This window comes from Streptomyces sp. CB02400 (genome assembly GCF_001905725.1).
Taxonomy (GTDB): domain Bacteria; phylum Actinomycetota; class Actinomycetes; order Streptomycetales; family Streptomycetaceae; genus Streptomyces; species Streptomyces atrovirens.
Window position 1 is genome coordinate 585,381 of record NZ_LIWB01000002.1, and the last position, 25,657, is coordinate 611,037.

Genomic DNA, 25,657 nt, shown 5'->3' on the forward strand with positions numbered 1-25,657 from the left:
GTTCCTGGCTGTCTCCGCGTGCCGACCGGGCTTACCGTGCGAGCACCGGAGCCGCTTCTTCGTCCGCCGACGTCCACTGGGGACTCGTGCGCTGGGCACACGGTCTTGTCCGACACTGAATGGAACTTGGCAGGGTGATGATGGATCGCAACGCCGACGCGCCATGGGCGCAGTTCGATCCGGAGGTGTACGTCGACCTCAATTACCGCACCCCGCTCGAGGTCGATCTGCTGATCGTGCGGCTCATGCGCGACTATTTCAGCCGCTGCTACGCGCAGGGCGTTCCGGCATCGGTCCGGGGAGTCGACGTGGGCGCCGGCGCGAATCTCTATCCGGCCCTTTCCATGCTGCCCTGGTGCGAGAAGGTCCTCCTTCTGGAATACGCGACTCCGAATGTCGAATACCTGGAGAAACAGGCGTCCGGCGGGGGGTACGACACGGCGTGGGACGCGTTCTGGGACGTACTGGGTGAGGCTCCCGCCTACCGGGACGTCGAGCCGCGGAGCCGGTTCGGCGAGATCGTCCGGGTGGAACGCGCCAACCTGCTGGACCTCGACGGACAGCGGCGCTGGGACATCGGCACGATGTTCTTCGTCGCCGACTCGATGTCCGAGTGCCCCGACGAGTTCCGACGGGGAGTGGAGTGCTTCATGGACGCGCTGAACGAGGGCGCGCCCTTCGCCGCCGCGTTCATGAAGGAATCCATCGGATACCAGGTCGGCGCACACAAGTACCCCGCCTACCGGGTCAACGCGGACCGGATCCGGGAGAGCCTGGAACCCTTCGCCGCCGAACTGGAAATCCACGACATGGACCACATGGTGCGGCCGGGTCACGAGGGAATGATTCTCGCCCTGGGGCGGCGGAATTCGGCGATTGCCACCCCGTAGGAACGGGGACCATGTCTGAACACAGGGCAACGAGATCTGTACGAGGGGTGCGGGGATGCAGATCAAGCCACGGCAGCATCTGCTGGACATCTGGCGGGCCATGGCCCGCCATTCGTTCGACGACGGGAAGCTCGTCTGGGAGGACACCGACGGGCTGAGCAGCGTCGCCGACGCCGAGCGGCTGCTCTGTCTGCTCTATCCCGCCACCGAGGTCCCCGCGTTCCGCCTCGACCAGCCCGACACCACCGAACGGGACGTGCTGCGCGCACTGGAGGGGGTCGGCAGCCGGCTGGAGATCCCGCCCAACCTGATCACCGCGCTCTCCCAGTTCATGCGCAGCCACACCGGCCCCGACGACAGCCCCACCTTCGCCGGCGGACACTACTTCAGGCCGGCCGAACCCCAGCAGAAACTCACCCACGAGCAGTACCAGCTCGGCGTGGTCGACTCCTACTCCATGTCCGTCACGCTCTGCCTCGCCACGCTCGGATTCCTCAAGGTCTACGAGCCCAGCACCACCCGTCCCGACGTGCGCAAGGCCCTCGCCGAGCTGAGGGAGGCCACCAACACCCGGCTGACCGCCGCGATGATCAGCCTGCTGCGCTCCTTCACCGTCAACGTCTTCGACGCCGAGTCCGAACAGGGACAGCGGCTCATCCAGGTCATCGGCCAGGACAGACAGTCCGACCGGGCCGCCCTCCAGCAGTTCTCCCGCCGCTTCCGCCCGCTGCGCGCCACGATCATCGAAAGCCTCAGCCGCGGCATCCAGGTCGACGAGAGCATCCGCGACGAGAGCCAGCTCTTCGAGTGCGGCTGGGCCTGGGGCGTGGTCAAGGACGCGCCGACCATCACCGACCTGAACGTCCAGGTCCCCGGCCAGCCCGACGGCATCGCCGACCGGCTGCCGTACGTGTACTTCACCGTCATCGCCCTGGACGGCATCCAGGACCTGTTCTCCGACCGCACCCTCACCCTGGGACTGCTCGACGCCGACCAGCAGAAACTCGCCGAGGCGTTACGCCTGCGCTGGGAGCTCAGCCAGCAGTACTGGTCGGCCATCGCCCGGTTCGGCAGCGAGCGCTGGCCCCTGGAGGACCTGCCCTGGCAGACCACCGGACTGCGACTGGAGTCGGAGTACTTCTCCCTGACCGTCGCGGCCATCCTCGTGCACGACCTGGTCCGCCGGAAGGCCACCGACGACGACCTCACCCGCACCGTCGCCATCATGGAGCGCCTGGCCGACCGGGGCCGCGTCACCAGCCGCATGACCAGGAACGACCCGGCCATCGAGCTGCACAACCCGGGCGTCACCATGCCGCTCGCCGGCTCCGAACGGTCCGGCTCCCCACTGCAGTGGCGGATGACCGACTTCTCGGCCCAGCTCCTCAAGCGGATCATCCAGCTCGCGGAACTCTCCCGGAACATCGACGCACAGGACCGGCTGCTCCGCCTGGGCGAGCAGGCGTTCGAGCACCTGTGGAACCGGCGGATCGAGGACGGCGAGGGAGCGGGCCTCTGGGACCACGCGCGGGCCGTCTACCCGGACTCGCGCGTCAGCGAGCGCCTCTCCTGGAGCATCACCGAGCGCGTCACCGAGTGCCTGGTCGCCGCCCGCAACCTCTACGAACAACAGCCCATCCGCAGCCCCGAACTCGCCCAGCTCGCCCGCGACCTGCTCAGCGAGGCCACCCACCTCTTCGGCAAGGAACAGCTGGAGGCCTCCGCGAGCCCCGACGGAAGCCGGGGCCGGGCCATGCGGAGCATAGAAAGCCGCCTGGACCACGCCCGGAGCCTGGTCGACGACCGGCCCGCGACCGCGTTCGCCCTGGCCCTGCCCGTGCTCCGGGAACTCGACACCCTGGCCCAGGCCCGAGGCGCGGCCGCCCAGGAGGTGTGAGCCGTGCTCGTCTTCGCCGCTTCCGACAAAGGAGGCACCGGCCGTTCGGTGACCAGCGCCAACCTGGCCTACCAGCGTGCCCTCGCCGGCGACCACGTGGCCTACGTCGACTTCGACTTCGGCTCGCCCACCGCCGCCGCCGTCTTCGACGTACCCGGCGCGATGCGCGGCACCGAGGAACGCGGCCTGCACTCCTACCTGGAGGGCACGGTCACCGAACCGGCCAGGATCGACGTCTGGCGGCAGACCGAGCACCCCCAACTGCGCGCCCGCCCGAACCAGGCCGGCCGCCTGGTGCTGCTCCCCGGCGACGCCGGCGGCGGCGAGTTCGCCATCGGCGAGGACGCCCTCGAACGGTGCGTCGACCTCCTGCTGCGGCTGCACGGCGAGTTCGACCTGATCGTCGTCGACCTCAGCGCCGGCCGCAGCTACGCCGTCGACATGGCCCTCGCCGCGACCGCCCACCCCCGGATGCGCTACGTCCCGTTCCGCTGGCTGGTCTTCCACCGCTGGACCCGGCAGCACGTGATCGCCGCCGCCGGACTCGTCCACACGGACCACGGCATCATCAAGGGCGGCGTCGAACGCGGCCACGACGAGGAGGCGCTGCGGGGCGCCGTCCGCTTCGTCCGGGCCGCCGTACCCGATCCGGACTCGCCGCTGTGGTCCCAGGGCTCGCCCGCCCAGGCCGCCTGGATGCAGTCCTGCGACGAGGCGCTGCGCCGGCTCGCCGCGGAACACCGCATCGGCGACAGCGTGGTGCTCGGCGTCGTACCCCTGGAACCCATCCTGCAGTGGCGCGAACAGCTCATCACCGAAGAGGACGTCCTCTCCACACAGATCGCCAACAAGGAGACACTGGAGGCGCTGGAGGAGATCGCGCGACGGCTCACCGACGACGACTGCTGGGGGCGGCCATGACGGAAGCGGTGTTCCGCGAGACGGCCGCCGAACCACGCACCCAGGCGGTGCCCCTGTCCCACCTCTCCCTGGAACTCGGCCACCTCTACATGGAGGACTTCGAGGCCGGCCCCGGGCACCTGCGGCGGCACTTCGAACGCGTACGCCCCTGGGCGGAGGCGGCCCGCGCCACCGCCGCCGCGGCCGGCGGCAAACGCCCCCGGATCAGCACCTGTTTCCTGATCGACGACTACTTCACCCGCTTCTCCGCCCCCGCCGAAGTCGTCCCCATGCTCCTGGAGGAGGCCGAGCGGGCCGGGCTCGTCGTCGACTACCTGGCCCGCGAGTCCGGCTGCGCCGTCGCCGGCAAGGTGCCGGTCGCGGAGGCCGTGGCCGGACGGATCGTCGAGGAACCACCGCCCGGCAGCTACGGTCTGCGCCCCCCGGCCACGCAGACCGGCTGGCTGGCCAACGGCGAGCGCAGCCCCGTCGCACGCGCCCCGCAGGCCATGAAGAAGGCCACCGCCTGGCAGCAGCCGAAGGAGACCGCCGCCCGCCGCCACTCCGTCTTCCTGGACGTCGAACTCTGGGACGACGGCCCCGACGGACACCGCACCTGGTCCTGCCCCTTCCTCGCCGCGGTGTGGCAGCTCGCCCGCCTCGGGCTGCTGCGCAACGAGGGCGAGGCCGTCCTCGTACCCCAGCCGCACACCGCGTCCGGCTTCCCCGACGACTGGGACGAACTGCCCCCGCTGCTGCGGCTCAACCCCCGCGCGGACCCGTTCGCCGCCTACCGGACCTGCTCGGTGTTGCCCAGCCGGTTCTTACCCGTCGAGCACGCCGTCCGCGTGATCCTCGACCAGATCGAGGTCGACCCCGGAGCACTGGCCCAGACCGCCGAACGCTCCGCCCGCGAGAACGCGGCAGTCCCCGACTCGGTGGCCGACCGCATCTCCTACGTTTTTTACGCGGGGCAGTGACATGACGCCGGGGGACATGAGGCCGGGGGGCACGACGCCGGGGGAGACGCAGCCGCCCGTCGTGCTCGCCTGCGGCGAGGTCCGCACCTGCCTGCTGCCCGCCCTGCAGGCCCTCGACAGCCGCGCCGCCGCCCAGCTCCTCGGACTGCGCGCCGACGAACGCGTCCTGCTCTCCGAGCGCCCCAACCTCTACGGCCGCTCCCCGGACACCCTCACCGGCGTCGACTGCCCCCTGCCCAGCGCCAACGGTGCCAGGATCCGCGCCGTCGGCACCGTCGCAGCCCGCGCCTCCCTCACCGAGGGGCGCGTCCTGCAGAGCTCCGCCTACTTCCGTGTCCCCGCCTCCGGCCCCGACCACCGGCGCCCCTGGGGCCACTACCTCGTACGGCCCGCGACGGTCGAGCCGTTCGGGAAACTGCCGTACGAGGCGGTCGCCCAGGGCCTGCTGAACGGCGGGCGGCACGGCGAACTCGACGTCGGGCTGATCGCCGACGGACTCCTCACCCGCCTGCTGCGCCACCCCCTGCTCGACCACCGCCCGCCCCTGAAGTCCCGCCCCACCCGGCTGCGCTGGGTCGCCCTGCCCGCCGAGCGCGACGAGGGGCCGTCGATCGAGCGGTTCACCCTCGCCGAGGACGAGCTGCGCACCGTACGGCTCCGCGTCCCCGCCGGCACGCCCGCCGGTGAGATCGCCGGGCTCTGCGACGACCTCGCCCTGCACGACTGGCTGCTCACCACCGTCGTCCGCATCCTGGACGGCATCCGGCTGGGCGCCGCGGAACCCTCCGCCCGGCCGCGGCCACGGACCGGCGAGAGCCACCCCGCCGTCGTCACGGCGCTGCGGCCCGCCGTCGACCACCTGCTGCACCTGTGGATGCCACGGGCCCGCGTCGCGCACGGACTCGCCCCGCTCTGGGAGGCGCTGGAGGACCGCCCCGGCTTCACCCGGCAGTGGCGCACCCTGGTGCAGCGCATCCGGGACCAGCTCGCCCTGCACGCGATTCCCCACCGGGAGGCCGAGTTGATTCCCTGACCCCGCGGTTTCGGCCCCACGCACATCCCCGCACCCCGATCCGACGCGCATCCCAACGGGGGGAGAAGCGAGATGAGCACGGCACAGTCACCCCAGCCCGAGGAGACGGCACCCCCGCCCGGCGCGGGCGCACGTTCCCGGGCACAGTCGCCCGACCGGACCGAGTGGACGCGCAGACTCCTGACCGGCCTCACCGTCGGCCTCGTCGCCTGGGGCGTCGCCGCACTGCTGAGCCTCGGGGGCGGAGCGCTCCGGCAGCTCTCCGCCGCGGCACTCTGCGCCGCCGCCACGGTGGTCCTCCAGTACCTCTTCGCCCAGGACCGGACCCCCGACGAACAGGTCGAACAGGCCCTGCGGACGCAGAGCGTCCTCGCCGAGACCGCCGCCACCGTGCGGGACGGCCTGGAGCGGCACGACGACGACCTGCGGACCGGCCTGGCCCGGCACACCGAGGACATCCGGCAGCTCGTCGAGACCCGCCTCGCCCAGCAGGACCCGGCCCCCGAGTCCTACCCGCCGCTCGACCGCGTCCGCACCGACGGCGTACCGGAACTGGCCAAGCGCTTCGCCGAGGCCCTCGCACCCGGACCGTCGATCCTCTACACGTTCGTCCGCCTGGAGATGCAGCGGGTGGTCGGCCACATGGCGGCGCTCACCAGCATGAGCGTGGAGTGCCACGGCGAGAACCACGACTGGATGCTCAGCCTCACCCACGCCGCGGAGCGCTCCGTCGACGCCATCAGCACCTCCGTCGACCGCGAGTTCTGGAACAGCGAGCCCGCCAGCCGCTACCTCGACGCCCAGCGGGAGGCGATCGAGGAACACGGGGTGCCGGTACGGCGGCTGTTCCTGCTGGCGAGCGCGCGCGAACTCGACGACCGGCTGCTGCGGCTGTGCGACGAACAGCAGGCGCTGCGCATCGAGGTCCGGGTGGCGGTGCTGCCCGAACTGCCGCCGCACCTCCAGCGCGGCACCACCGACGACTTCATCGTCTACGACGAGGAGGTCTCCTTCGAGATCGAGCAGGACCTGCGCGACGTCAACGTCAGGACCCGGCTCATCGCGCGACGCGACCACGTCCAGGACCGGATGAAACGCTTCCGGGAACTGTGGGAGGCGGGCATGAGCATCCGCGAACTGGAGGTACGGGTCGACGACGAGGAGGACGGCACCTGGATGGTCGACCGGGCGTAGCCTCCGGGCGGTTACTCCCGGGGGAGTAACCGCGCCCCCGTGCCGCCCTCCGCAGTACCCCGCAACTCGATCCCACGTCCGACGCCCCGCGCCCCTTCCGCCGGGAGTCTGGGAACCGACCCAGACACCCGACCGGAGGGGAGCCCCGTCTCATGGGGGACGCAAGGACACAAGCACGGCGACGGCGACTCGTGCCCTGGGCGGTGGTCGGGCTGTGGCTGGCCGCGCTCGTGCTCGTCGGGCCGCTCGCCGGCAAGTTCAGCGAGGTCCAGCAGAACCGGGCCGTCGACTACCTGCCCGACAGCGCCGACTCCACCCAGGTGGCCCGCATCCAGGACCGGCTGCCCGGCGGCGAGTCCACCGACCTCGTGCTCGTCTACCACCGGGACGGCGGACTGAGCACCGCCGACCGGGAGACCGCCGCCGCGCAGGTCGCCGAGGTCGAGGGCGCGTACGAGCTGACGGGCACCCCCCGGGGCGTCCCCTCCGCGGACGGCAGCACCCTCATGTACCCCGTCTCCAGCACCGAGCCGGGCCAGGACGAGGAGGCCCGGAACGCCTTCGTCGACGGGGTGCGCGAGATCGCCGACGGTACCGGCGGACTGGGCGTCGAGGTCGGCGGGCCCGGCGCCCTCGGCACCGACATGAGCAAGGTCTTCGAGACCATCGACGGCACCCTGCTGTTCGCCACCCTCGGCGTCGTCACCGTGCTGCTCGTGCTGATCTACCGCAGCCCGTTCCTGTGGCTGGTCCCGCTCACCGTCGCGGGTGCCGCCGCCGGTGTCGCGATGGCCGCCGGATACGGCCTGCACGAACTCTTCGACGTCACCGTCACCGGTCAGAGCGGCGGCATCATGACCGTCCTCGTCCTCGGCGCCGGCACCGACTACGCGCTGCTGCTCGTCTCCCGCTACCGCGAGGAACTGCGCCGCCACGAGCGGCCGTACGACGCCATGAGCGCCGCCCTGCGCGGCTGCGGACCGGCGATCCTCGCCTCCTCCGGCACCGTCGCCGCCGGACTGCTGTGCCTGCTCGCCGCCGACCTCAACAGCAGCAGCGGCATGGGCCCGGTCGGCATGATCGGCGTGCTCGCCGCACTCGTCGCCATGACGACCCTGCTGCCCGCGGTCCTCGTCCTGCTCGGCCGCCGCGTGTTCTGGCCGCTGATCCCCGCCTTCGGCAGCGCCCCCAAGGCCCGCCGGTCGCTGTTCGCCGCCATGGGCACCTCCGCCGCCCGGCGCCCCGCCGCCGTCCTCGCGGGCGGCGGGCTCCTCCTCGGCGCCCTCGCCCTCGGCACCCTCAACCTCACCGGCGACCTCAAGCAGGAGGACTCCTTCACCGACCGGCCCGAGTCCATCTCCGCGATGCGGACCCTGGCCGAGGAGTACCCCGAGCGCAGCAGCCGCCCCCTCACCGTGATGGCACCCACCGACCGGACGGACGCCGTCCTGGCGGAGGCCCGCACCACCGAGGGGGTCGCCGACGCCACCGCCGGACGCAGCGGCGAAGGCTGGACCGAGATCTCCGTGTTCGCCACCGCCGCCCCCGAGACGGCCGGCGAGACCCGCACCATCGAAGCCCTGCGCGACACCCTCGACGACGACCACGGCGCCTACGTCGGCGGCCTCAGCGCCCAGCAGCTCGACCTCGCCGACAGCGAGTCCCGCGACCGCAAGGTGATCGTGCCGCTCGTCCTCGCCGCCGTGTTCGTGATCCTCATGGTCCTGCTCCGCAGCCTCGTCGCACCACTGCTGCTGCTCGCCGCGGTCGTCGCCGTCTGGGGCGCCGCCCTCGGCATCGGCGGACTGGTCTTCGAACCGCTGCTCGGCTTCGCCGGCACCGACCCCGGACTCGGACTGCTGTCCTTCGTGTTCCTGGTCGCCCTCGGCGTCGACTACGGCATCTTCCTCATGCACCGCATGCGCGAGGAGTCCCTGAACGGCGCCGAACCCGAGGCCGCCGCACTCACCGCGCTGCGCACCACGGGCGGCGTGATCGCCTCCGCCGGCGTCGTCCTCGCCGCGACCTTCGCCGTGCTCACCACCCTTCCGCTGGTGGGGATGGTCGAACTCGGCTTCGTCATCGCGGTCGGCGTCCTCCTCGACACCTTCCTCGTCCGCACCTACCTCGTCACCACCGCGAGCGTGCTGCTGCGCCGCCGGATGTGGTGGCCCGGCAGGCTCTCCCGGGCCCCGGAGCCCGTCCCGCGCGAACGGCAGCCGGAACCGGTGTAGCCACCCGCGTGCCGATGACAAGGGCGCCCCTCCCTCCCGGAGGGGCGCCCTCCTCCCGGAGGATGTACCCCGTGCACACGAAGACAGCGCAGGCGACGGAACGCCCCCGCCGAGGCGAGCGGATCATGGCCGCGATCAACCGCGACCCCCTGACCGCCCCGCACGCCGTCCGCAACGACGCGATCCTCGCCGTGTGCACCGCCGTGCTCGCCACGGCCGTCGCGTTGCTCGTCGACCACGGCCGCCGCCCCGACGCGCTCGGCTGGACACTGCTGCTCGCCGCCCACGTACCGCTCGCGTGGCGCCGTCGCCGGCCGCTGCTGGTGCTCCTGCTGGCCCTGGTGCCGGTCGTGCCGTACCACGCCCTCGACAACAACCACGGCGCGCCCGTCGCCGGCTCCATGGTCGCCCTCTACACGGTCGCCGCGACCAGCACACCGCGCCGCACGCTCACCATCGGCGCCCTGGTCATCGGCACGACCCTCACCATGAACGCCCTCACCAACCCCGACGGCTTCGTGGAACTGCTCCGCATCACCGGCTGGGTCGTCGCCGTGCTCTTCCTGGGCGTCGACGTCCGCTTCTACCGCCAGTACGTCACCGCCATCGTCGAACGTGCCGAACGGGCCGAACGCACACGCGAGGAGGAGGCCCGCCGCCGGGTCGCCGAGGAACGCCTGCGCATCGCCCGCGACCTGCACGACCTGCTCGCCCACAGCATCACCCTCATCGGCGTGCAGACCTCCGTCGCCGCGCACGTCCTGGCCGCCGACCCCGAACGCCTCGACCGCGAGACCGTCGCCAAGGCCCTCGACGACATCGCCGAGACCTGCCGGACGGCCCGCGGCGAACTCCGTACGACCCTGGAGGTGCTGCGCGACAACGGCGGCGGCCCCTCGGACACCCGCGGCCCGCTGGCCGGACTCGACGGCGTACCCGACCTGGTGGAGGCCGCGCGCCTCGCGGGCGCCCGCGTCGAACCGGCCGTCCGGGTCGCCGGTCCCGTACCGCCCGCCGTCGGCGCCGCCGCCTACCGTCTCGTCCAGGAGGCGCTGACCAACGCGGTCCGGCACGCCGGACCCGAACCGGCGGTCCGCGTCGACCTGTGCGAGGAGGACGGCGCCCTGCGCCTGTCCGTCACCGACGACGGCACCGGCCCCACCCCCGGCACCACCCCCGGCTTCGGTCTCGTCGGAATGCGGGAACGGGCCCGCAGCGTGGGTGGCACACTCGACGCCGGACCACGGGCGGACGGCGGCTTCCAGGTGACGGCGACCCTGCCGCTGACGCCCGCGACGACTCGGGAAGGAACGGGAACCGGATGACCATCCGCGTGCTGCTCGCCGACGACCAGACCCTCGTACGGGAGGCGTTCGCGATGCTCGTCGAGTCGGCGCCCGACATGGAGGTCGTCGGCCAGGCCGCCACCGGCCGGCAGGCGGCGGAACTGGCCCGCACCGAGCGCGCCGACCTCGTCGTCATGGACATCCGCATGCCCGACCTCGACGGCATCGAGGCGACCCGCCTGATCGCCGCCGACGACGACCTCGCGGGGGTCAAGGTCCTCGTCCTCACCACCTACGACACCGACGAGAACATCGTGGACGCGCTGCGCGCCGGCGCGTCCGGCTTCCTGGTGAAGGACACCCGGCCGGCCGAACTCCTCGACGCCATCCGCACGGTCGCGGCCGGCGAGGCCCTGCTGTCACCGGGCCCCACGGCACGCCTGATCGAACGCTTCCTGCGCAGCCCGTCCGCGCCGGCCGCCGCAGGCCCCGAGTGCCTCTCCGACCGCGAGCGCGAGGTGCTCACGCTGGTCGCGCGCGGCCTGAACAACGCCGAGATCGCCGACTCGCTGGGCCTGAGCCCGCTCACCGCGAAGACCCACGTCAGCCGGACCATGGGCAAGCTCGGGGTGCGGGACCGGGCCCAACTGGTCATCGTGGCGTACGAGTCGGGGCTGGTGGCACCGGGGAGGGCGTGAGCCGGCCGGGGTTCAGAGCGTGTGGTGCAGCCAGCGCTGGATGGTGCTGTTGATGCTGCCGGACAGGGCGCTCAGACTCTCGATGGCCTCACGGTCCTCGGGCCGGGGCGGGATACCGGCGGCGGTCAGGGCGGCGTGGAGCTCCAGCCGACGCCGGTCGCGCGGGTCGATGCCGGTGCCGATCCGGTCGTTCGGGCGCGGCGGGGCCAGCAGGTAGTCGCCCTCCAGCGTGAACGCGGTCGCGGTCATGTCGGTCTCCTCACCGAGAGGTGTCGGTACTGCAGGACAGGAGACCGACTGCGGGAGCCCCGGTTGCGCACGGGGTGAAACGTCACGCCAACAGCGTCATCGGCAGTTCATCGTCCGGTCGGACGAACGGCCCCGGGGAACGCTTGAACACCTGTCGCTAGCGGCAGTACACGTCCCGGGCGGGGCGCTCGCCGGTGGCCAGGTAGTGGGAGACCGTGCGGTCGCCGCACTCGTTGCCGTTGGCGAGGTAGGCGTCGTGGCCGGTGGAGTTCACGGTGACCATGACCGCCCGCCGGCCGAACGCCTCGCGGAGCTTCCGCGCGCCGCTGAGCGGGGTGGCGACGTCCCGTTCGTTCTGGACCAGGAGGATGTCGGACGGTCCCCGGCCGGTGATGCGTACAGGTGCCTCGCGGGGCTCGTACGGCCAGGCGGCACACGGCATCACGTTGCGCGGCATCCCGGCGGTGAGCGGGTACTTGGCGCGGCTCTCCGCGACGCCCTCCTCGTACACGGCGGCCGACCTGGGCCAGGCCACGTCGTTGCAGAGCGTCCCCACGCCGACAGCGGTCACGCCTTGACCGGCGTCCAGTACGGTCCCTCGGTCACCCTCAGTCGTTCCAGAGCTGTCAGTCGTACCACGAACACCACGGCGGCCCCGGCGGTGGCGGCGTACAGGAGGTCGACGGCCAGGTACAGCGTCACGGCGTCGCTGAGCCCGGAGAGCGAGTCGGTCATGTCGAGGCGTGCGGCGGTGAACCGGCCGAGCAGGGTCGTCCCGACGAACAGGCCCCACCACAGGTTCACCGGCCACATCGGCAACCGGTGCGATTTCCCCTCGGTCGGCAGCGGTGCGCAGGCATTCCACATGTCGGACGCGATGCGGTACGGCAGCCACAGGTTGGCCACGGGGATGAACCAGGCGCCGATCGCCCATCCGGGTCCCTTGCGGAACCAGTTCGGTGCCAGGAGCTCGGTGCGGCGGCGCATCTGGAAGAACCAGGTGATGAAGAGCACCGCGCAGAGCAGGCTTGTGGCCACCTGGACCTGTCCCGCCCTCTCGTACAGCGAGTACGCGGACTCCAGGCTCGACGCGGTCGTGGCGGTCACGTCGCCGTCGACCACCGCGCGGAGCCGGACACCGGTGTACACGGCGAACAGGTCGCCGAGCGCGGCGGCCGCGAACGCCGCCACCACGGCGATGAGGAGGCCACGTGAAGCGAGCGGCGGCATGCCGCTGGGCAGCGGTGGATGCGGGCTGAGCCCATCCTTGGATGTGAGCATGACGATGGCCCCCCACGGGCGGTAAGACGGCAGACACCCGCGGAAGATCGCGCGCGGACGCACGATACGCCGGACGGCGAGAGGCCGTCCACATCAATTCGCTTACGGTCAGGGCCGGTCAGCGACCGATGCCGCCCATGAACTCCGTCCAGGCCACCGCCCCGACGACGATCACCGGACCGCCGTCCACCTTGCTGTCCCGGACGGGGACGACGCCGGGGAGTCCGGCGGCGACTTCGACGCAGGCCTCGCCGCCGTCGCCGCCGCTGTAGCTGCTCTTGCGCCAGCGGGCGTTGCTCAGGTCGAACTCGCGCATCGTCTGTAGTCCTCCGCAGCCGACTCGATCAGGGGCAGGGACGCCTCCGACGACAGCGCGGCGGCCCTGATGTGATCGTAAGACGCCCGGACTCGCTTCACCAGCGCCGGTTCGTCCAGCAGGCTGCCCGAAAACACGCCCTCTGTATAGACGGTTGGTGGTGCGTCCTCGAACTCCATGAGCCACATCATCTTGCCCATGGCCGGGTGTGCCCCTGCGGAGAACGGGAGCACCTGGAGCAGCACCTTGCGCTCTCGTGCCATGGCCGCGATGTGGTCCAACTGGTGCGCCATGATTGCCGGACCGCCCACGGGGACGCGCAGCACCGTCTCGTGCAGTACCACCCAATACACGGGCCGTGTGGCGTCCTTGAGGACGCGCGTCCGCTCCATGCGCCCCTTGATGAGTTCCTCGATGTACTCGTCGGCGGCGAACGGATTTCCCGCCAGGAACATCGCCTGCGCGTACTCCCGTGTTTGCAGGAGCCCTGGGACCACAGCAGGCGCGTACTCGCAGATTTCCGTCGCCAGTCGCTCAAGTTCCGCCGCGTGCGCGAAGTACTCCGTATAGGTCTGGTCCTTGATGAGCTTGCGCCACAGCCGCTCGAAAATACCGTCGGTTTGCAGCGCGTCGTCGATCCGCTGGGCCACATCCAATTGTGGCTTGCGAATCGCCTGTTCGAACTGGCCGATGTAGCCGCCCGAAACGAACACCCGCGCACCCAGTTCCACCTGCGTGAACCCCGCGTCCTCGCGCCGGCGCTTCAGTTCCGTGCCGAAGAACTCCCACGCCGCCTGACGTGAACCGTTGGCCATAACCAACCCCCTTGTGCTGACACGCACTTGTAGAGCGCGGGCCTCTCCCGAGTGTAGACACGGAATGTCACCCTTGGGGTACGAAGAGTGAAAGCCGAAAGGAAAGGGGAGCACGGTGAAGGCACGACACTCGGCGCTCTGCGTCGAAGAAGCGGAGGAAGTGGTGAAGGAATTGCGGGCGGCACTCGCGAAGGCCGGAATTTCCCTGCCGTCACTGGGGCTGGACCCGGTGAGTCTCGCGCGGGAGGCGCCCTGTCCACTCATCGAATTGGGGCGGTGTTCGGTGGAGACGGCGCGGCGGATCGCGGCGGCGGTGATGCGGTGAAGCCGCCCGTCGGCGCGTATGTCGTGGACACCAGGACCGAGCGGATCGGCGTGGTCATGGGGCATGAGGGGCCCTACGTCCAGCTGAGACCGTACGGCGGCGGCCGGGAGTGGGACGCCGACCCGGGTGTCGTACGGCACGCGACCCCCGCCGAGCGGCTGCGCGCGGCGACGGCGTACGCCAATGCCCGGAGTCGCGGTGAGGTGCCCTGAACGTGGGCGACAATGGATGCCATGAGTCTGTTCCGCGACGACGGCATCGTGCTGCGCACCCAGAAGCTGGGTGAGGCGGACCGGATCATCACACTGCTCACGCGCGGTCACGGGCGGGTACGCGCGGTGGCGAGGGGCGTGCGCCGGACGAAGTCGAAGTTCGGTGCGCGTCTCGAACCGTTCTCGCACGTGGACGTGCAGTTCTTCTCGAAGGGGAGCGAGCTGATCGGGCGCGGTCTGCCGCTGTGCACGCAGAGCGAGACGATCGCGCCGTACGGTGGCGGGATCGTGACGGATTACGCGCGGTACACGGCCGGGACGGCCATGCTGGAGACCGCCGAGCGGTTCACCGATCACGAGGGCGAGCCGGCGGTGCAGCAGTACCTGCTGCTGGTCGGGGCCCTGCGGACGCTGGCGAGGGGCGAGCACGCGCCGCATCTGGTGCTCGACGCGTTCCTGCTGCGCTCCCTCGCCGTCAACGGGTACGCGCCCAGCTTCACCGACTGCGCGAAGTGCGGCATGCCCGGACCGAACCGGTTCTTCTCGGTCGCGTCCGGCGGTGTCGTCTGCGCCGACTGCCGGGTGCCCGGCAGCGTCGTACCCTCGCCGCAGGCCCTGGGACTCCTCGGAGCGCTGCTTACGGGAGACTGGGAGACCGCGGACGCGTGCGAGGCGCGGTACGTCCGGGAGGGGAGCGGGCTGGTGTCCGCCTACCTGCACTGGCATCTGGAGCGCGGGCTGCGCTCGCTCCGATACGTAGAGAAGTAAGCACGAGGAGACGAGAGACACATGGTGGTACGCGGGTTCCTGGGGCGTCAGCGCCAGGAGTACAGGACGCCGGAACCGCACCCGTCCGGCGCGCGGCCCCCGAAGATCCCCGGGGAACTGGTCCCCAAGCATGTGGCGATCGTCATGGACGGCAACGGGCGGTGGGCGAAGGAGCGGGGGCTGCCGCGTACCGAGGGGCACAAGGTCGGCGCCGAGCGGGTGCTGGACGTGCTCCAGGGCGGGATCGAGATGGGGGTCGGCGCGATCTCGCTGTACGCCTTCTCCACCGAGAACTGGAAGCGGTCGCCGGACGAGGTGCGCTTCCTGATGAACTTCAACCGGGACTTCATCCGCAAGACGCGCGACACGCTCGACGAGCTGGGGATCCGGGTGCGGTGGGTCGGGCGGATGCCCAAGCTGTGGAAGTCGGTGGCCAAGGAGCTCCAGGTCGCCCAGGAGCAGACGAAGGACAACGACCGACTGACGCTGTACTTCTGCATGAACTATGGCGGGCGGGCGGAGATCGCGGACGCCGCGCAGGCGCTCGCGGAGGACGTGCGGGCCGGTCGGCTCGATCCGTCGAAGGTCAACGAGAAGACCCTCCAGAGGTACATGTACTACCCGGACATGCCGGACGTGGACCTGTTCCTGCGGCCGAGCGGGGAGCAGCGGACGTCGAACTACCTGCTGTGGCAGAGCGCGTACGCCGAGATGGTCTTCCAGGACGTCCTGTGGCCGGACTTCGACCGGCGTGACCTGTGGCGGGCGTGCCTGGAGTTCGCCTCCCGTGACCGGCGGTTCGGTGGGGCGATCCCGAACGAGGAGCTGCTGGCCATGGAGGGCAGGCAGGAGTAGCCGGCGTTACGATCACGGCTCGTCACCGAAGGACCGGGGAGGGGCCGTGACGGAACAGGCCGTGACGCTGGACGAGGAGACCGTCGAGCTGGAGTTCGTACAGCTCCGGGAGGACATGGCGGACGCCGTGCGGCTGGTGATCCGCAAGCGCGGCGGCGTCACGCGTCTGCTGAACCACCCCGCCTTCCTCGCCTGCGTCGTGTCGGCGGGGATCGTGCTCGTCGTCCTCGGCGTCCTGAACGGCGAGGCGGCGGGGGTGGGGTGGGGTGTGGGCCTCACGGCATGGACGGTGGCGGTGTTCCTGAGCCCTGGTACCTCGGCCGGCCGCATGCTCGAGGCGAACAGGCATCACGGTCTGATTCGGATCACCGTCGGCTCCGGGGGTGTGCGCATGGTCAGCGAGCACAGTGATCTGCGCATGGGGTGGGCCAACTTCGGCAGTTACGCGGAGTCCGGGCGGGTTTTCGTACTGCGCAGCCCCGACCGGGCGGGGAATTGTGCGGTGGTGCTGGTGAAGCAGGGGGTTCGTGGGGAGCGGGGGGTGGAGCGGTTGCGGGAGCTGCTCGATCGGCATCTGGCCCGTGTGTGACGGGTGCCCGGTGGTGTGGCCGGGCGGGGGGTGTTCGCGCAGCCCGGCGCTTGCGGGGTGCCGTCGCGCCCACCCGTGCCGCCCTGGGGGCACCTCCCAGGCCTTTAAGGCACTGGGGGAGGCACGACTGCCCGCGGCTGCGTTACACCGCCGCGCAGTCCGCGCACGTGCCGAAGATCTCCACCGTGTGGGCCACGTTGACGTAGCCGTGTTCCGCTGCGATGGCTTCTGCCCACTTCTCCACCGCCGGGCCCTCCACCTCGACCGCCTTGCCGCAGTTGCGGCAGACCAGGTGGTGGTGGTGGTCGCCGGTGGAGCAGCGGCGGTAGACGGACTCGCCGTCGGCGGTGCGCAGGACGTCGACCTCGCCGGCGTCGGCGAGGGACTGAAGGGTGCGGTAGACCGTGGTGAGCCCGACCGAGTCGCCCTTGTGCTTGAGCATGTCGTGGAGTTCCTGCGCGCTGCGGAACTCGTCGACCTCCTGAAGGCACGCCGCCACAGCGGCACGCTGCCGGGTGGAGCGGCCCTTCACGGGCGGTCCTGCGGTCGTCACCGGATTGCCTCCTCACATCTGGCCCCGTCTGCCCGGGCCATTGTGCCAGCCCGGGCAGCGGCGAGTCAGGCGCCGACCTCGTCGGCCACCTTGCGGCTGGCCGGAAGCGCGCACTCCGCGGGGTCGCCGCCGGGTTGTGCGGCGGCCAGCGCCCGGGCGCGGCGGCGGGCCAGCGGGGCGGCCAGCGCGGTCAGCGCGATGAACGCGCCGATGGTCAGCAGCACGATCGTCGCGCCGGGCGGCACGTCCTGGTAGTACGAGGTGACCGTGCCGCCGATGGTCACGCTCACGCCGATCGCGACGGCGATGGCGAAGGTGGCGGCGAAGCTGCGGGTGAGCTGCTGGGCCGCCGCTACGGGGACCACCATGAGCGCGCTCACCAGCAGCAGGCCGACCACGCGCATGGCGACGGAGACCGTGACCGCGGCCGTGACCGCCGTGAGCAGGTTCAGGAACCGCACCGGGAGGCCCGTCACCCGCGCGAACTCCTCGTCCTGGCTGACGGCGAAGAGCTGTCGGCGCAGGCCGACGGTGACCAGGACCACGAACGCGGCCAGCAGACAGATCGCGGTCACGTCGGACTCGGAGACCGTGGACAGGGAGCCGAAGAGGAACGAGGAGAGGTTGGTGGTGGAGCCGCCGGGGGCGAGGTTGATGAACATGACGCCGCCGGCCATACCGCCGTAGAAGAGCATCGCGAGGGCGATGTCGCCGCGGGTCCTGGCGTACCAGCGGACCAGTTCCATGAAGACGGCGCCGAGGACGGAGACGAGCGTCGCCATCCACACCGGGGACCAGCTGAGCAGGAAGCCGAGGCCGACACCGGTCATGGCGACGTGGCCGATGCCGTCGCCCATGAGGGCCTGGCGGCGCTGGACGAGGTAGATGCCGACGGCGGGGGCGGTGATGCCGACCAGGACGGCGGCGAGCAGCGCCCGCTGCATGAAGGCGTAGTCGAGGATGTCCATCGGATTCAGCTCAGCAGTCCTGTGCGGATCGGTTCGGCGCCCGCGGGGGCGTGCGGGTGGACGTGGTCGTGGCCGGGCAGGGCGTGCTGGCCGACGGCCTTGGGGGGCGGGCCGTCGTGCAGGACGCAGCCGTCGCGGAGCACGACCGCCCGGTCGATCAGGGGCTCCAGGGGGCCCAGTTCGTGCAGGACGAGGAGGACCGTGGCGCCCTCGGAGACCTGGTGCCGCAGCGTCTCGGCGAGGATCTCCTGGCTGGCCAGGTCGACGCCCGCCATCGGCTCGTCCATGATCAGCAGGTCGGGGGCGGCGGCGAGCGCGCGGGCGATCAGGACCCGCTGGTGCTGGCCGCCGGAGAGGGCGTCGACGGAGTCCTTCGCGCGGTCCGCCATGCCGACCAGGTCCAGGGCGTTGCGTACGGCCTCGTGGTCGGTCCTGCGGAAGAGGCCGAAGCGGGTGCGGGCCAGGCGGCCGGAGGAGACGACCTCGGTGACCGTGGCGGGCACGCCGCCGGCGGCGGTGGTGCGCTGCGGGACGTAGCCCACGCGCGCCCAGTCGCGGAACCGGTGCCGCGGGGTGCCGAACAGCTCGATCTCCCCGGTGCTGACGGGCACTTGGCCGATGACGCTGCGTACGGCCGTCGACTTGCCGGAGCCGTTGGCGCCGAGCAGGGCGACGACCTCACCGCGGTGCACGGTGAGGTCGATGCCGCGCAGGACGGGGCGCGAGCCCAGCTCGGCGCGGACGCCGCGCAGGGAAATGACGGGCTCGGTCGTCATGCCGTCCTCCGGTGGTTCGTCGGTCACTTGGTTCCCAGGGCCGTCTGGAGGGCCTTGAGGTTGGCTTCCATGACCTGGAAGTAGTCGTCGCCGCGGGAGGCGTCGGTGATGCCCTCGATCGGGTCGAGGACGTCCGTCTTCAGTCCGGTGTCGCCGGCGAGGGTCTTGGCGGTCTTGTCGCTGACGAGCGTCTCGTAGAAGACGGTGGTGACGCCGTCGGCCTTCGCCATCGCCTGGAGTTCCTTCACGCGGGCCCCGCTGGGCTCGGTCTCGGGGTCCAGGCCGCTGATGGCCTCCTCGGTCAGGCCGTAGCGCTCGGCGAGGTAGCCGAAGGCGGCGTGGGTGGTGATGAAGACGTCGGTCTTCTTGTCCGCGAGGCCGGTCTTGAACTTCTCGTCGAGGTCGTTCAGCTTGCCGACCAGGGCCGCGGTGTTCTTCTTGTAGTCGGCGGCGTGGTCGGGGTCGGCCTTCTCGAAGGCCTTGCCGACGCCCTCGGCGACCTCGGCGTACTTGACCGGGTCGAGCCAGATGTGGGGGTCCTTGCCGCCCTCGTGCTCGTGCTCGTGGCCGTGTTCCTCTTCGGCGTGCCCCTCCTCGGCGTGCTCCTCCTCGGAGTGCTCCTCCTCGTGGCCGCCGACCTCGGTGCCGTGCTCCTCCAGGGAGGTCAGGGTCGCCGCGTCGATCTTCGTCTCCACCGGGGACTGGCCGATGGCCTCGTCGACGGTGGGCTGGAGGCCCTTGAGGTAGAGCGCCGCGTCGGACTCCTCGAGCTGCGCGGTCTGCTTGGCGCTGATCTCCAGGTCGTGCGGTTCCTGGCCGGGCTCGGTGAGACTGGTGACGCTGACGTGCTCGCCGCCGATCTGCTCGGCGAGGAAGGCCATCGGGTAGAACGACGCGACGACGTCGAACTTGTCGGTGTTGCCCGCGGCGGCGCTGTCGGAGGAACAGGCGGTCAGGGTGCCGAGACCGAGGGCGGTGACCGCGGCCAGAGCGGCCGTGGATATGTAGTGTCGTCGTACGTTCATGACACTCATTTTCAACAAATATGGAAACCGTTGTCAACAAAGCACGTGAGGGCGCTGTAGGGGGCACCGAATTGGTCGCGGGGCAGGCCGCGCCGGTAGCCTGAGGGCTTCGCTGGAAGCAATCTCGCTTCGTCGCCCGTCGTCGTAATGAAGAGAGCACCGTGGCCGCCGACAAGATCGACACCATCGTCAGCCTGAGCAAGCGCCGTGGCTTCGTATTCCCCTGCAGTGAGATCTACGGCGGCCAGCGTGCCGCCTGGGACTATGGACCGCTGGGTGTCGAGCTCAAGGAGAACCTGAAGCGCCAGTGGTGGCGCTACATGGTCACCTCGCGCGAGGACGTGGTCGGTATCGACTCGTCCGTGATCCTGGCCCCGGACGTGTGGGTCGCCTCCGGCCACGTCGCCACCTTCACGGACCCGCTGACCGAGTGCACCTCCTGCCACAAGCGGTTCCGCGCGGACCACCTGGAGGAGGCGTACGAGGAGAAGAAGGGCCACGCCCCGGAGAACGGCCTCGCCGACCTCAACTGCCCCAACTGCGGCAACAAGGGCACCTTCACCGAGCCCAAGCAGTTCTCGGGTCTGCTCTCCACCCACCTCGGCCCGACGCAGGACTCCGGCTCCATCGCCTACCTGCGCCCCGAGACCGCCCAGGGCATCTTCACCAACTTCGCCCTGGTGCACACCGCCTCGCGCAAGAAGCCGCCGTTCGGCATCGCCCAGATGGGCAAGTCCTTCCGCAACGAGATCACGCCCGGCAACTTCATCTTCCGCACCCGCGAGTTCGAGCAGATGGAGATGGAGTTCTTCGTCAAGCCGGGCGAGGACGAGAAGTGGCAGGAGTACTGGATGGAGCAGCGCTGGAACTGGTACACCGGCCTCGGCATGCGCGAGGAGAACATGCGGTGGTACGAGCACCCGCAGGAGAAGCTCTCCCACTACTCCAAGCGCACCGCTGACATCGAGTACCGCTTCCAGTTCGGCGGCAGCGAGTGGGGCGAGCTGGAGGGCGTCGCCAACCGCACCGACTACGACCTCACCGCCCACTCCAAGGCCTCCGGCCAGGACCTCGCCTACTACGACCAGGAGGCCGGCGAGCGCTGGACTCCGTACGTCATCGAGCCGGCGGCCGGTGTCGGCCGGGCGATGCTCGCCTTCCTGCTCGACGCGTACGTCGAGGACGAGGCGCCCAACGCCAAGGGCAAGATGGAGAAGCGGACCGTGCTGCGGCTCGACCACCGCCTCGCGCCGGTGAAGGTCGCGGTGCTTCCGCTGTCCCGCAACGCGGAGCTGTCGCCGAAGGCGAAGGGTCTCGCGCAGGCCCTGCGCCAGCACTGGAACATCGAGTTCGACGACGCCGGTGCGATCGGGCGCCGTTACCGTCGCCAGGACGAGATCGGTACGCCGTTCTGTGTCACCGTCGACTTCGACACGCTGGACGACAACGCGGTGACCGTGCGTGAGCGCGACACCATGAAGCAGGAGCGTGTCTCGCTCGACCAGATCGAGGGGTACCTCGCCTCCCGCCTGATCGGCGCCTAGCCGCACCAGGGGGCTCCGCCCCCCGGACACCCGGCCTTCGCCCACCCACCGACCCGGTGGGTGGGCGATGTGCGTTCCGCGTCAGCGGCCCTGCAGCGCCTTGACGTTGTCGCCGAAGGTCCAGTTCCTCGAGCCGTCCCAGTTGATCGACCAGGTCATCAGGCCCTTGAGGCCGCCGCCGTAGTGGTTCCAGGCCTGGGCGACCAGGGACGGGGACATGTGGCCGCCGCCGGCGCCCGGCTGCGCGGGCAGGCCCGGCACCTGCTTGTCGTACGGGACCCGGATCGTCGTGCCCTGGACGACCAGCCCCCTGTCGAGGCAGTCGGTCTGGGCGACGAAGCCCTGCACCGTGCCCGCGGAGTAGGCGTCGCGGGAGCAGCCGTACATGCTGCCGTTGTAGTACTGCATGTTCAGCCACCACAGGCGGCCGTTGTCCGCGTACTTCTTGACGATCGGCAGGTAGGCGCCCCAGATCGAGCCGTAGACCACGCTGCCGCCGGTGACGTAGGCGGTCTCCGGGGCCATGGTCAGGCCGAAGTTCGACGGCATGCGGGCGAGGATGCCGTCGATGATGCGGATCAGGTTGGCCTGGGACGTGGACAACTGGTTGATGTTGCCGCTGCCCACCAGGCCGGTCTCGATGTCGATGTCGATGCCGTCGAAGTTGTACTCCTTCAGGACCGGGACGATCGTCTCGACGAAGCGGTCGGCGACAGCGGTGGAGTTGAGGTCGATGCCGGCCGTCGCGCCGCCGATGGAGAGCAGGATCGTCTGCCCGGACGCCTTGGCCGCGCACATCTCCGCCGGGGTGGCGACCTTCACGCCCCGGTCCATGCCGTCCTCCCACAGGGCGGTTCCGTCGGAGAGGATGACCGGGAACGCCGCGTTGATCACGTTGTAGCCGTGGGCGGCGATGCGGGAGTCGGTGATCGGGGTCCAGCCGAAGGGCGGGTGGACGCCGTTGGCGGCGCCGTCCCAGTTCTCCCAGTAGCCCTGGAGGACCTTTCCGGCGGGTTTCGACTTCACCGCACAGGTCTCGGCGGCGGGTGCGGCGGCGGCCGGTGCGGCGGTGGCGGTGAGCGGGGCGAGGACGGCGGTGGTGAGGGCGGCCGCGAGCAGACGCAGCCTGTGGTGGATCCGGCGGTTCATGGGGCCTCCCGGTGGGGGCGGTGAGGTGATCATGAGTGGGGCACGGTGTCGCAGTCATGACAATGACTTTGGTCCAGACCTTTCGTCAAGAGGTCTGGACCAACGAGGGGCAGGGTCCGGGAAGCCCGCCGGCCGCCGTCGTACAGTCCGCGACCGGCCGCCCGTGCCATGCGGGACAATGGGGGAATGCCCACGCTCACGCCCCCGATGAACCCGACCCTTCAGATCGGCCCGCACACGGTCCAGCCGCCCGTCGTGCTCGCCCCCATGGCCGGGATCACCAACGCGCCCTTCCGCACCCTGTGCCGGGAGTTCACCGGCGGCAAGGGCCTGTTCGTCAGCGAGATGATCACCACCCGGGCGCTGGTCGAGCGCAACGACAAGACCATGCAGCTCATCCGCTTCGACGAGACCGAGAAGCCGCGCTCCATCCAGCTCTACGGCGTCGACCCGGCGACCGTCGGCAAGGCCGTCCGCATGATCGCGGAGGAGGGCCTCGCCGATCACATCGACCTCAACTTCGGCTGCCCGGTCCCCAAGGTGACCCGCAAGGGCGGCGGCTCGGCCCTCCCGTACAAGCGGAACCTGCTGCGGTCCATCCTGCGCGAGGCGGTCAGCGGGGCCGGGGACCTGCCGGTGACGATGAAGATGCGCAAGGGCATCGACGACGACCACCTGACCTACCTGGACGCCGGCCGGATCGCCGTCGAGGAGGGCGTGACCGCCATCGCGCTGCACGGCCGTACCGCCGCCCAGCACTACGGCGGCACCGCCGACTGGGACGCCATCGCCCGGCTGAAGGAGCACGTCCCGGAGATCCCGGTGCTCGGCAACGGAGACATCTGGTCGGCCGAGGACGCGCTGCGGATGGTGCGCGAGACCGGCTGCGACGGGGTGGTCGTGGGGCGTGGCTGCCTCGGCCGGCCGTGGCTGTTCGCGGATCTGGTGGCCGCCTTCGAGGGACGCACCGACGCCTTCGTACGGCCCACCCTGCGCGAGGTCGCCGACGTCATGGTCCGGCACGCCACGCTGCTGGGGGAGTGGATCGGCGACGAGTCGCGCGGGGTGATCGACTTCCGCAAGCACGTGGCCTGGTACCTGAAGGGCTTCGCGGTCGGCTCCGAGATGCGCAAGCGGCTCGCGATCACCTCCTCGCTGGAGGAGCTGCGGGCCGGGCTCGACGAGCTGGACCTCGGCCAGTCCTGGCCGGCCGGCGCCGACGGTCCCCGCGGCCGTACGTCCGGCAACAACCGGGTGGTGCTGCCGGACGGCTGGCTGAAGGACCCGTACGACTGCGCGGGCGTCGGCGAGGAAGCGGAACTGGACACCTCCGGCGGCTGATCAGCCCTCGGTGGGGTGCGGGGTGGAGCCGTAGGCCGTCAGGAAGCGGTCGCGGAACGAGCTCATCCGCCACACCGGCGCGTCCTTCGCCGGCCGGAGCCCTTCCGTCCAGTTCCAGGCGTCGATCTTCTCCAGCACCTTCGGGTCCTTGGCGACGACCGACACCGGTACGTCCCGGCTCGCACCGTTGCCGCTGACGCGGGCGATGGGCTGGTGGTCGCCGAGGAAGACGAGAACGGTGTCGTCGGTGCCGTAGCGCTCCAGCCACTGGGTGAGGCAGGTGAGCGAGTACTCGATCGACCTGCCGTACTCCCGCCGGGACTCGGTGGAGTCGGCGATGACGTCGGACGACTTCCTGCCCGCCTCCCGGATCGCGCCGAAGACCGAGCCGTCGCCGAGTTCGTCCCAGCCGACCAGCTCGGGGATCGGTGCCCAGGGCTGATGGCTGGAGGTGAGGATGACCTCCGACATCAGCGGCCGGTCGCGCTTTCGGCCGTGCTCCAGTCGCTGAAAGGCCTCCAGGGCGTACTGGTCCGGCATGGTCGACCAGCTGAACCTCGGCCCCTCGTAGCCGAGGTCGAAGGCGTCGTAGACCTTGTCGAGGCCGTACCACTTCGCCTCCGGCCAGGCCTTCCGCACACCCGGCATGACGCCGACGGTGTCCCAGGCGCCGGTCTTCCGGAACGCCTTGGTGAGGGTGAGGTGGTCGCCGGAGGTGACGGTGCGGTAGCGCTGCTGGTTGTCGATCCACAGGCCGGACAGGGCGGTGGAGTGGCCGAGCCAGCTACTGCCGCCGTACGTCGCCGAGGTGAGCCAGCCGCTGCGGGCGTGGTAGCCGGCCTTCGCGAGCGCGGCGGTGCGGGTGTCGAGGACGCGGGTGACGCCGGGGGCGATCAGCGGGTCCTCGACGGCGGTGCGGCCGTAGCTCTCGATGAAGGCGAAGACGACGTCCTTGCCGCGCAGGTCCGGGACGAGCTGGTCGGGGGGAGTGGCGCCGAAGGTGTCCGCCCGCGCCTCCTGCGCGAACGCCGCCTCGTCGCGCAGGGTGTCCACCACGCGCCGGGTCTGTCCCTTCAGGGCGCCCGCCGCGCGGTCGGAGGCGACCGGCACACCGGAGATCTGCACCCCGAGCGCGGCACAGGTGACCCACACCGTCCCCGCGATCAGCGCGCCCCGAGTGGCGCGGACGCGGTGCCGGGCCAGCAGGTCGCCGAGCCGGACGGTGGCCAGCGCCATGACGGTCACCAGGAGCAGGGCGAGGACGACCGCGCCGACGGCGGCGGCGGTCGCGGCCGTGGAGCCCATCGAGTCCGCGACATAGGCCTGGGCGTCGTCGAGCAGCCCCCAGTCGAGTACGACGTTGAAGCCGCGGCCCAGATACTCGGTGAACCCGATGTCCAGCAGGTTCAGCACGGTCAGGACGCCGATGCCCGCCCCGTACAGCGCCGCCACGACGATCCGCGGCCGGCGGGGCAGGGCGAGCAGCAGGACGGCCCCGATGATCGCCTCCGCCGGTATCCGGGTGAACCGGTCGGGCCGGAGCCCCGGAGCGGTGTTCGGCATCAGGAGGGCGCCGACGACGAGGGCGGCGGCGAGGACGTGGACCGCCCGGCGGAGGGTGCGGGCGGTGACGGGGTGCGCGTCTCGCGCGTCGCGCAGGCGTGTGCGGACGCGCGCGTCGCGCAGGTGTGTGAAGACAGGCAACCCGGAGGTTCCTTCCGTACCGAGCCCGGTGGGAGGCGGACCCGGCGTGGGGGTCCGGGTCCGCCGTCCTTCCGT

Annotated in this window: 26 protein-coding genes and 1 pseudogene; 16 read left to right on the forward strand and 11 right to left on the reverse strand. The window is 70.9% G+C overall.

Annotation, left to right across the window (positions count from 1 at the left end; genetic code table 11):
* The first annotated feature begins 137 nt into the window (after window positions 1-137).
* The 9 genes from AMK33_RS07710 to AMK33_RS07750 all read left to right on the forward strand — a co-directional run bounded on the left by AMK33_RS07710 (window position 138) and on the right by AMK33_RS07750 (window position 11,112).
* On the forward strand, window positions 138-890 hold the full coding sequence (locus AMK33_RS07710) for an SCO2525 family SAM-dependent methyltransferase (protein WP_073931966.1): 753 nt from the start codon (window positions 138-140) through the stop codon (window positions 888-890).
* A 55-nt stretch (window positions 891-945) separates the two neighbouring features.
* Window positions 946-2,787 (forward strand): SCO2524 family protein, encoded by a 1,842-nt coding sequence (locus AMK33_RS07715; protein WP_073931967.1) that lies wholly within the window; start codon window positions 946-948, stop codon window positions 2,785-2,787.
* A gap of 3 nt (window positions 2,788-2,790) precedes the next feature.
* Window positions 2,791-3,708 (forward strand): SCO2523 family variant P-loop protein, encoded by a 918-nt coding sequence (locus AMK33_RS07720; protein WP_073931968.1) that lies wholly within the window; start codon window positions 2,791-2,793, stop codon window positions 3,706-3,708.
* Entirely contained in the window at window positions 3,705-4,667 is a 963-nt protein-coding gene (locus tag AMK33_RS07725; protein ID WP_073931969.1) for an SCO2522 family protein, read from the forward strand. Before AMK33_RS07720 ends, AMK33_RS07725 begins: the two co-directional genes overlap by 4 nt.
* A gap of 16 nt (window positions 4,668-4,683) precedes the next feature.
* Window positions 4,684-5,700, forward strand: coding sequence for an SCO2521 family protein (locus AMK33_RS07730; RefSeq protein ID WP_073931970.1), 1,017 nt, complete (start codon window positions 4,684-4,686; stop codon window positions 5,698-5,700).
* A 72-nt stretch (window positions 5,701-5,772) separates the two neighbouring features.
* Window positions 5,773-6,894, forward strand: a complete 1,122-nt coding sequence (locus AMK33_RS07735; RefSeq protein WP_073931971.1) for a hypothetical protein — start codon at window positions 5,773-5,775, stop codon at window positions 6,892-6,894.
* A 152-nt stretch (window positions 6,895-7,046) separates the two neighbouring features.
* Entirely contained in the window at window positions 7,047-9,128 is a 2,082-nt protein-coding gene (locus tag AMK33_RS07740; RefSeq protein WP_073931972.1) for an MMPL family transporter, read from the forward strand.
* A 62-nt stretch (window positions 9,129-9,190) separates the two neighbouring features.
* Window positions 9,191-10,453: a sensor histidine kinase gene (locus tag AMK33_RS07745; protein WP_235618004.1), complete on the forward strand. Its 1,263-nt coding sequence runs from the start codon at window positions 9,191-9,193 to the stop codon at window positions 10,451-10,453.
* Entirely contained in the window at window positions 10,450-11,112 is a 663-nt protein-coding gene (locus AMK33_RS07750) for a response regulator (RefSeq protein ID WP_073931974.1), read from the forward strand. Before AMK33_RS07745 ends, AMK33_RS07750 begins: the two co-directional genes overlap by 4 nt.
* A gap of 12 nt (window positions 11,113-11,124) precedes the next feature.
* On the opposite strand, the gene AMK33_RS07755 is transcribed toward AMK33_RS07750, so the two are convergent.
* From AMK33_RS07755 to AMK33_RS07775, 5 genes and pseudogenes are all read right to left on the reverse strand, one after another.
* Window positions 11,125-11,361, reverse strand: coding sequence for a hypothetical protein (locus tag AMK33_RS07755; protein WP_073931975.1), 237 nt, complete (start codon window positions 11,359-11,361; stop codon window positions 11,125-11,127).
* 157 nt (window positions 11,362-11,518) lie between these two features.
* Window positions 11,519-11,938 (reverse strand): annotated as a pseudogene (locus tag AMK33_RS41210) (alpha/beta hydrolase); the annotation flags it as partial.
* Window positions 11,929-12,642 carry a DUF4328 domain-containing protein gene (locus tag AMK33_RS41215; protein ID WP_107425054.1) on the reverse strand — a complete coding sequence of 238 codons (714 nt, stop codon included), beginning with the start codon at window positions 12,640-12,642 and terminating at the stop codon, window positions 11,929-11,931. The pseudogene AMK33_RS41210 and the gene AMK33_RS41215, both read right to left, overlap by 10 nt.
* 118 nt (window positions 12,643-12,760) lie before the next feature.
* Window positions 12,761-12,958 carry a DUF397 domain-containing protein gene (locus AMK33_RS07770; protein WP_073931977.1) on the reverse strand — a complete coding sequence of 66 codons (198 nt, stop codon included), beginning with the start codon at window positions 12,956-12,958 and terminating at the stop codon, window positions 12,761-12,763.
* Window positions 12,940-13,773: a helix-turn-helix domain-containing protein gene (locus AMK33_RS07775; RefSeq protein WP_073932090.1), complete on the reverse strand. Its 834-nt coding sequence runs from the start codon at window positions 13,771-13,773 to the stop codon at window positions 12,940-12,942. Before AMK33_RS07775 ends, AMK33_RS07770 begins: the two co-directional genes overlap by 19 nt.
* 115 nt (window positions 13,774-13,888) lie before the next feature.
* Between AMK33_RS07775 and AMK33_RS07780 the strand changes: the two genes are divergently transcribed.
* From AMK33_RS07780 to AMK33_RS07800, 5 genes are read left to right on the forward strand one after another with little or no spacing between them, the layout of a single operon-like run.
* Entirely contained in the window at window positions 13,889-14,098 is a 210-nt protein-coding gene (locus tag AMK33_RS07780; RefSeq protein ID WP_073931978.1) for a hypothetical protein, read from the forward strand.
* The gene (locus tag AMK33_RS07785) at window positions 14,095-14,310 is read left to right on the forward strand and encodes a hypothetical protein (RefSeq protein ID WP_073931979.1); all 216 of its coding nucleotides are present in this window, start codon (window positions 14,095-14,097) and stop codon (window positions 14,308-14,310) included. The genes AMK33_RS07780 and AMK33_RS07785 overlap by 4 nt, the downstream gene beginning before the upstream one ends.
* A gap of 21 nt (window positions 14,311-14,331) precedes the next feature.
* Window positions 14,332-15,078 carry a DNA repair protein RecO gene (recO, locus tag AMK33_RS07790; RefSeq protein ID WP_073931980.1) on the forward strand — a complete coding sequence of 249 codons (747 nt, stop codon included), beginning with the start codon at window positions 14,332-14,334 and terminating at the stop codon, window positions 15,076-15,078.
* 21 nt (window positions 15,079-15,099) lie between these two features.
* Window positions 15,100-15,933: an isoprenyl transferase gene (locus AMK33_RS07795; protein ID WP_073931981.1), complete on the forward strand. Its 834-nt coding sequence runs from the start codon at window positions 15,100-15,102 to the stop codon at window positions 15,931-15,933.
* 46 nt (window positions 15,934-15,979) lie between these two features.
* Window positions 15,980-16,522, forward strand: a complete 543-nt coding sequence (locus tag AMK33_RS07800; protein ID WP_073931982.1) for a hypothetical protein — start codon at window positions 15,980-15,982, stop codon at window positions 16,520-16,522.
* A 142-nt stretch (window positions 16,523-16,664) separates the two neighbouring features.
* Here the strand turns inward: AMK33_RS07800 and AMK33_RS07805 are convergent, their stop codons facing one another.
* The 4 genes from AMK33_RS07805 to AMK33_RS07820 form a co-directional block, all read right to left on the reverse strand.
* Entirely contained in the window at window positions 16,665-17,075 is a 411-nt protein-coding gene (locus tag AMK33_RS07805) for a Fur family transcriptional regulator (protein ID WP_073931983.1), read from the reverse strand.
* A 65-nt stretch (window positions 17,076-17,140) separates the two neighbouring features.
* The gene (locus tag AMK33_RS07810; RefSeq protein ID WP_073931984.1) at window positions 17,141-18,043 is read right to left on the reverse strand and encodes a metal ABC transporter permease; all 903 of its coding nucleotides are present in this window, start codon (window positions 18,041-18,043) and stop codon (window positions 17,141-17,143) included.
* Window positions 18,044-18,048: 5 nt separating this feature from the next.
* Window positions 18,049-18,819 (reverse strand): metal ABC transporter ATP-binding protein, encoded by a 771-nt coding sequence (locus AMK33_RS07815; RefSeq protein WP_073932091.1) that lies wholly within the window; start codon window positions 18,817-18,819, stop codon window positions 18,049-18,051.
* Window positions 18,820-18,842: 23 nt separating this feature from the next.
* On the reverse strand, window positions 18,843-19,844 hold the full coding sequence (locus tag AMK33_RS07820; protein ID WP_073931985.1) for a metal ABC transporter substrate-binding protein: 1,002 nt from the start codon (window positions 19,842-19,844) through the stop codon (window positions 18,843-18,845).
* A 161-nt stretch (window positions 19,845-20,005) separates the two neighbouring features.
* On the opposite strand from AMK33_RS07820, the gene AMK33_RS07825 reads away from it, so the two are divergent.
* Entirely contained in the window at window positions 20,006-21,388 is a 1,383-nt protein-coding gene (locus AMK33_RS07825; protein ID WP_073931986.1) for a glycine--tRNA ligase, read from the forward strand.
* An 81-nt stretch (window positions 21,389-21,469) separates the two neighbouring features.
* Here the strand turns inward: AMK33_RS07825 and AMK33_RS07830 are convergent, their stop codons facing one another.
* On the reverse strand, window positions 21,470-22,537 hold the full coding sequence (locus AMK33_RS07830; RefSeq protein WP_073931987.1) for a chitinase: 1,068 nt from the start codon (window positions 22,535-22,537) through the stop codon (window positions 21,470-21,472).
* Between the two features lie 168 nt (window positions 22,538-22,705).
* Between AMK33_RS07830 and dusB the strand changes: the two genes are divergently transcribed.
* Window positions 22,706-23,878 (forward strand): tRNA dihydrouridine synthase DusB, encoded by a 1,173-nt coding sequence (gene dusB, locus AMK33_RS07835; RefSeq protein ID WP_201262974.1) that lies wholly within the window; start codon window positions 22,706-22,708, stop codon window positions 23,876-23,878.
* On the opposite strand, the gene AMK33_RS07840 is transcribed toward dusB, so the two are convergent.
* Entirely contained in the window at window positions 23,879-25,582 is a 1,704-nt protein-coding gene (locus tag AMK33_RS07840; protein WP_073931989.1) for a CDP-alcohol phosphatidyltransferase, read from the reverse strand.
* Between the last annotated feature and the right edge of the window lie 75 nt (window positions 25,583-25,657).

What these genes read in the sequence shown, in the direction of transcription:
- AMK33_RS07730 (WP_073931970.1), top strand. Translation starts at nt 4,684, where the DNA reads ATGAGGCCGGGGGGCACGACGCCGGGGGAGACGCAGCCGCCCGTCGTG.
- dusB (WP_201262974.1), top strand. Translation starts at nt 22,706, where the DNA reads ATGCGGGACAATGGGGGAATGCCCACGCTCACGCCCCCGATGAACCCG.
- AMK33_RS07820 (WP_073931985.1), bottom strand. Translation starts at nt 19,844, where the DNA reads ATGAACGTACGACGACACTACATATCCACGGCCGCTCTGGCCGCGGTC.
- AMK33_RS07750 (WP_073931974.1), top strand. Translation starts at nt 10,450, where the DNA reads ATGACCATCCGCGTGCTGCTCGCCGACGACCAGACCCTCGTACGGGAG.
- AMK33_RS07810 (WP_073931984.1), bottom strand. Translation starts at nt 18,043, where the DNA reads ATGGACATCCTCGACTACGCCTTCATGCAGCGGGCGCTGCTCGCCGCC.
- AMK33_RS07795 (WP_073931981.1), top strand. Translation starts at nt 15,100, where the DNA reads ATGGTGGTACGCGGGTTCCTGGGGCGTCAGCGCCAGGAGTACAGGACG.
- AMK33_RS07745 (WP_235618004.1), top strand. Translation starts at nt 9,191, where the DNA reads ATGTACCCCGTGCACACGAAGACAGCGCAGGCGACGGAACGCCCCCGC.
- AMK33_RS07755 (WP_073931975.1), bottom strand. Translation starts at nt 11,361, where the DNA reads ATGACCGCGACCGCGTTCACGCTGGAGGGCGACTACCTGCTGGCCCCG.
- AMK33_RS07830 (WP_073931987.1), bottom strand. Translation starts at nt 22,537, where the DNA reads ATGAACCGCCGGATCCACCACAGGCTGCGTCTGCTCGCGGCCGCCCTC.
- recO (WP_073931980.1), top strand. Translation starts at nt 14,332, where the DNA reads ATGAGTCTGTTCCGCGACGACGGCATCGTGCTGCGCACCCAGAAGCTG.
- AMK33_RS41215 (WP_107425054.1), bottom strand. Translation starts at nt 12,642, where the DNA reads ATGCTCACATCCAAGGATGGGCTCAGCCCGCATCCACCGCTGCCCAGC.
- AMK33_RS07735 (WP_073931971.1), top strand. Translation starts at nt 5,773, where the DNA reads ATGAGCACGGCACAGTCACCCCAGCCCGAGGAGACGGCACCCCCGCCC.
- AMK33_RS07740 (WP_073931972.1), top strand. Translation starts at nt 7,047, where the DNA reads ATGGGGGACGCAAGGACACAAGCACGGCGACGGCGACTCGTGCCCTGG.
- AMK33_RS07775 (WP_073932090.1), bottom strand. Translation starts at nt 13,773, where the DNA reads ATGGCCAACGGTTCACGTCAGGCGGCGTGGGAGTTCTTCGGCACGGAA.
- AMK33_RS07715 (WP_073931967.1), top strand. Translation starts at nt 946, where the DNA reads ATGCAGATCAAGCCACGGCAGCATCTGCTGGACATCTGGCGGGCCATG.
- AMK33_RS07815 (WP_073932091.1), bottom strand. Translation starts at nt 18,819, where the DNA reads ATGACGACCGAGCCCGTCATTTCCCTGCGCGGCGTCCGCGCCGAGCTG.
- AMK33_RS07725 (WP_073931969.1), top strand. Translation starts at nt 3,705, where the DNA reads ATGACGGAAGCGGTGTTCCGCGAGACGGCCGCCGAACCACGCACCCAG.
- AMK33_RS07710 (WP_073931966.1), top strand. Translation starts at nt 138, where the DNA reads ATGATGGATCGCAACGCCGACGCGCCATGGGCGCAGTTCGATCCGGAG.
- AMK33_RS07770 (WP_073931977.1), bottom strand. Translation starts at nt 12,958, where the DNA reads ATGCGCGAGTTCGACCTGAGCAACGCCCGCTGGCGCAAGAGCAGCTAC.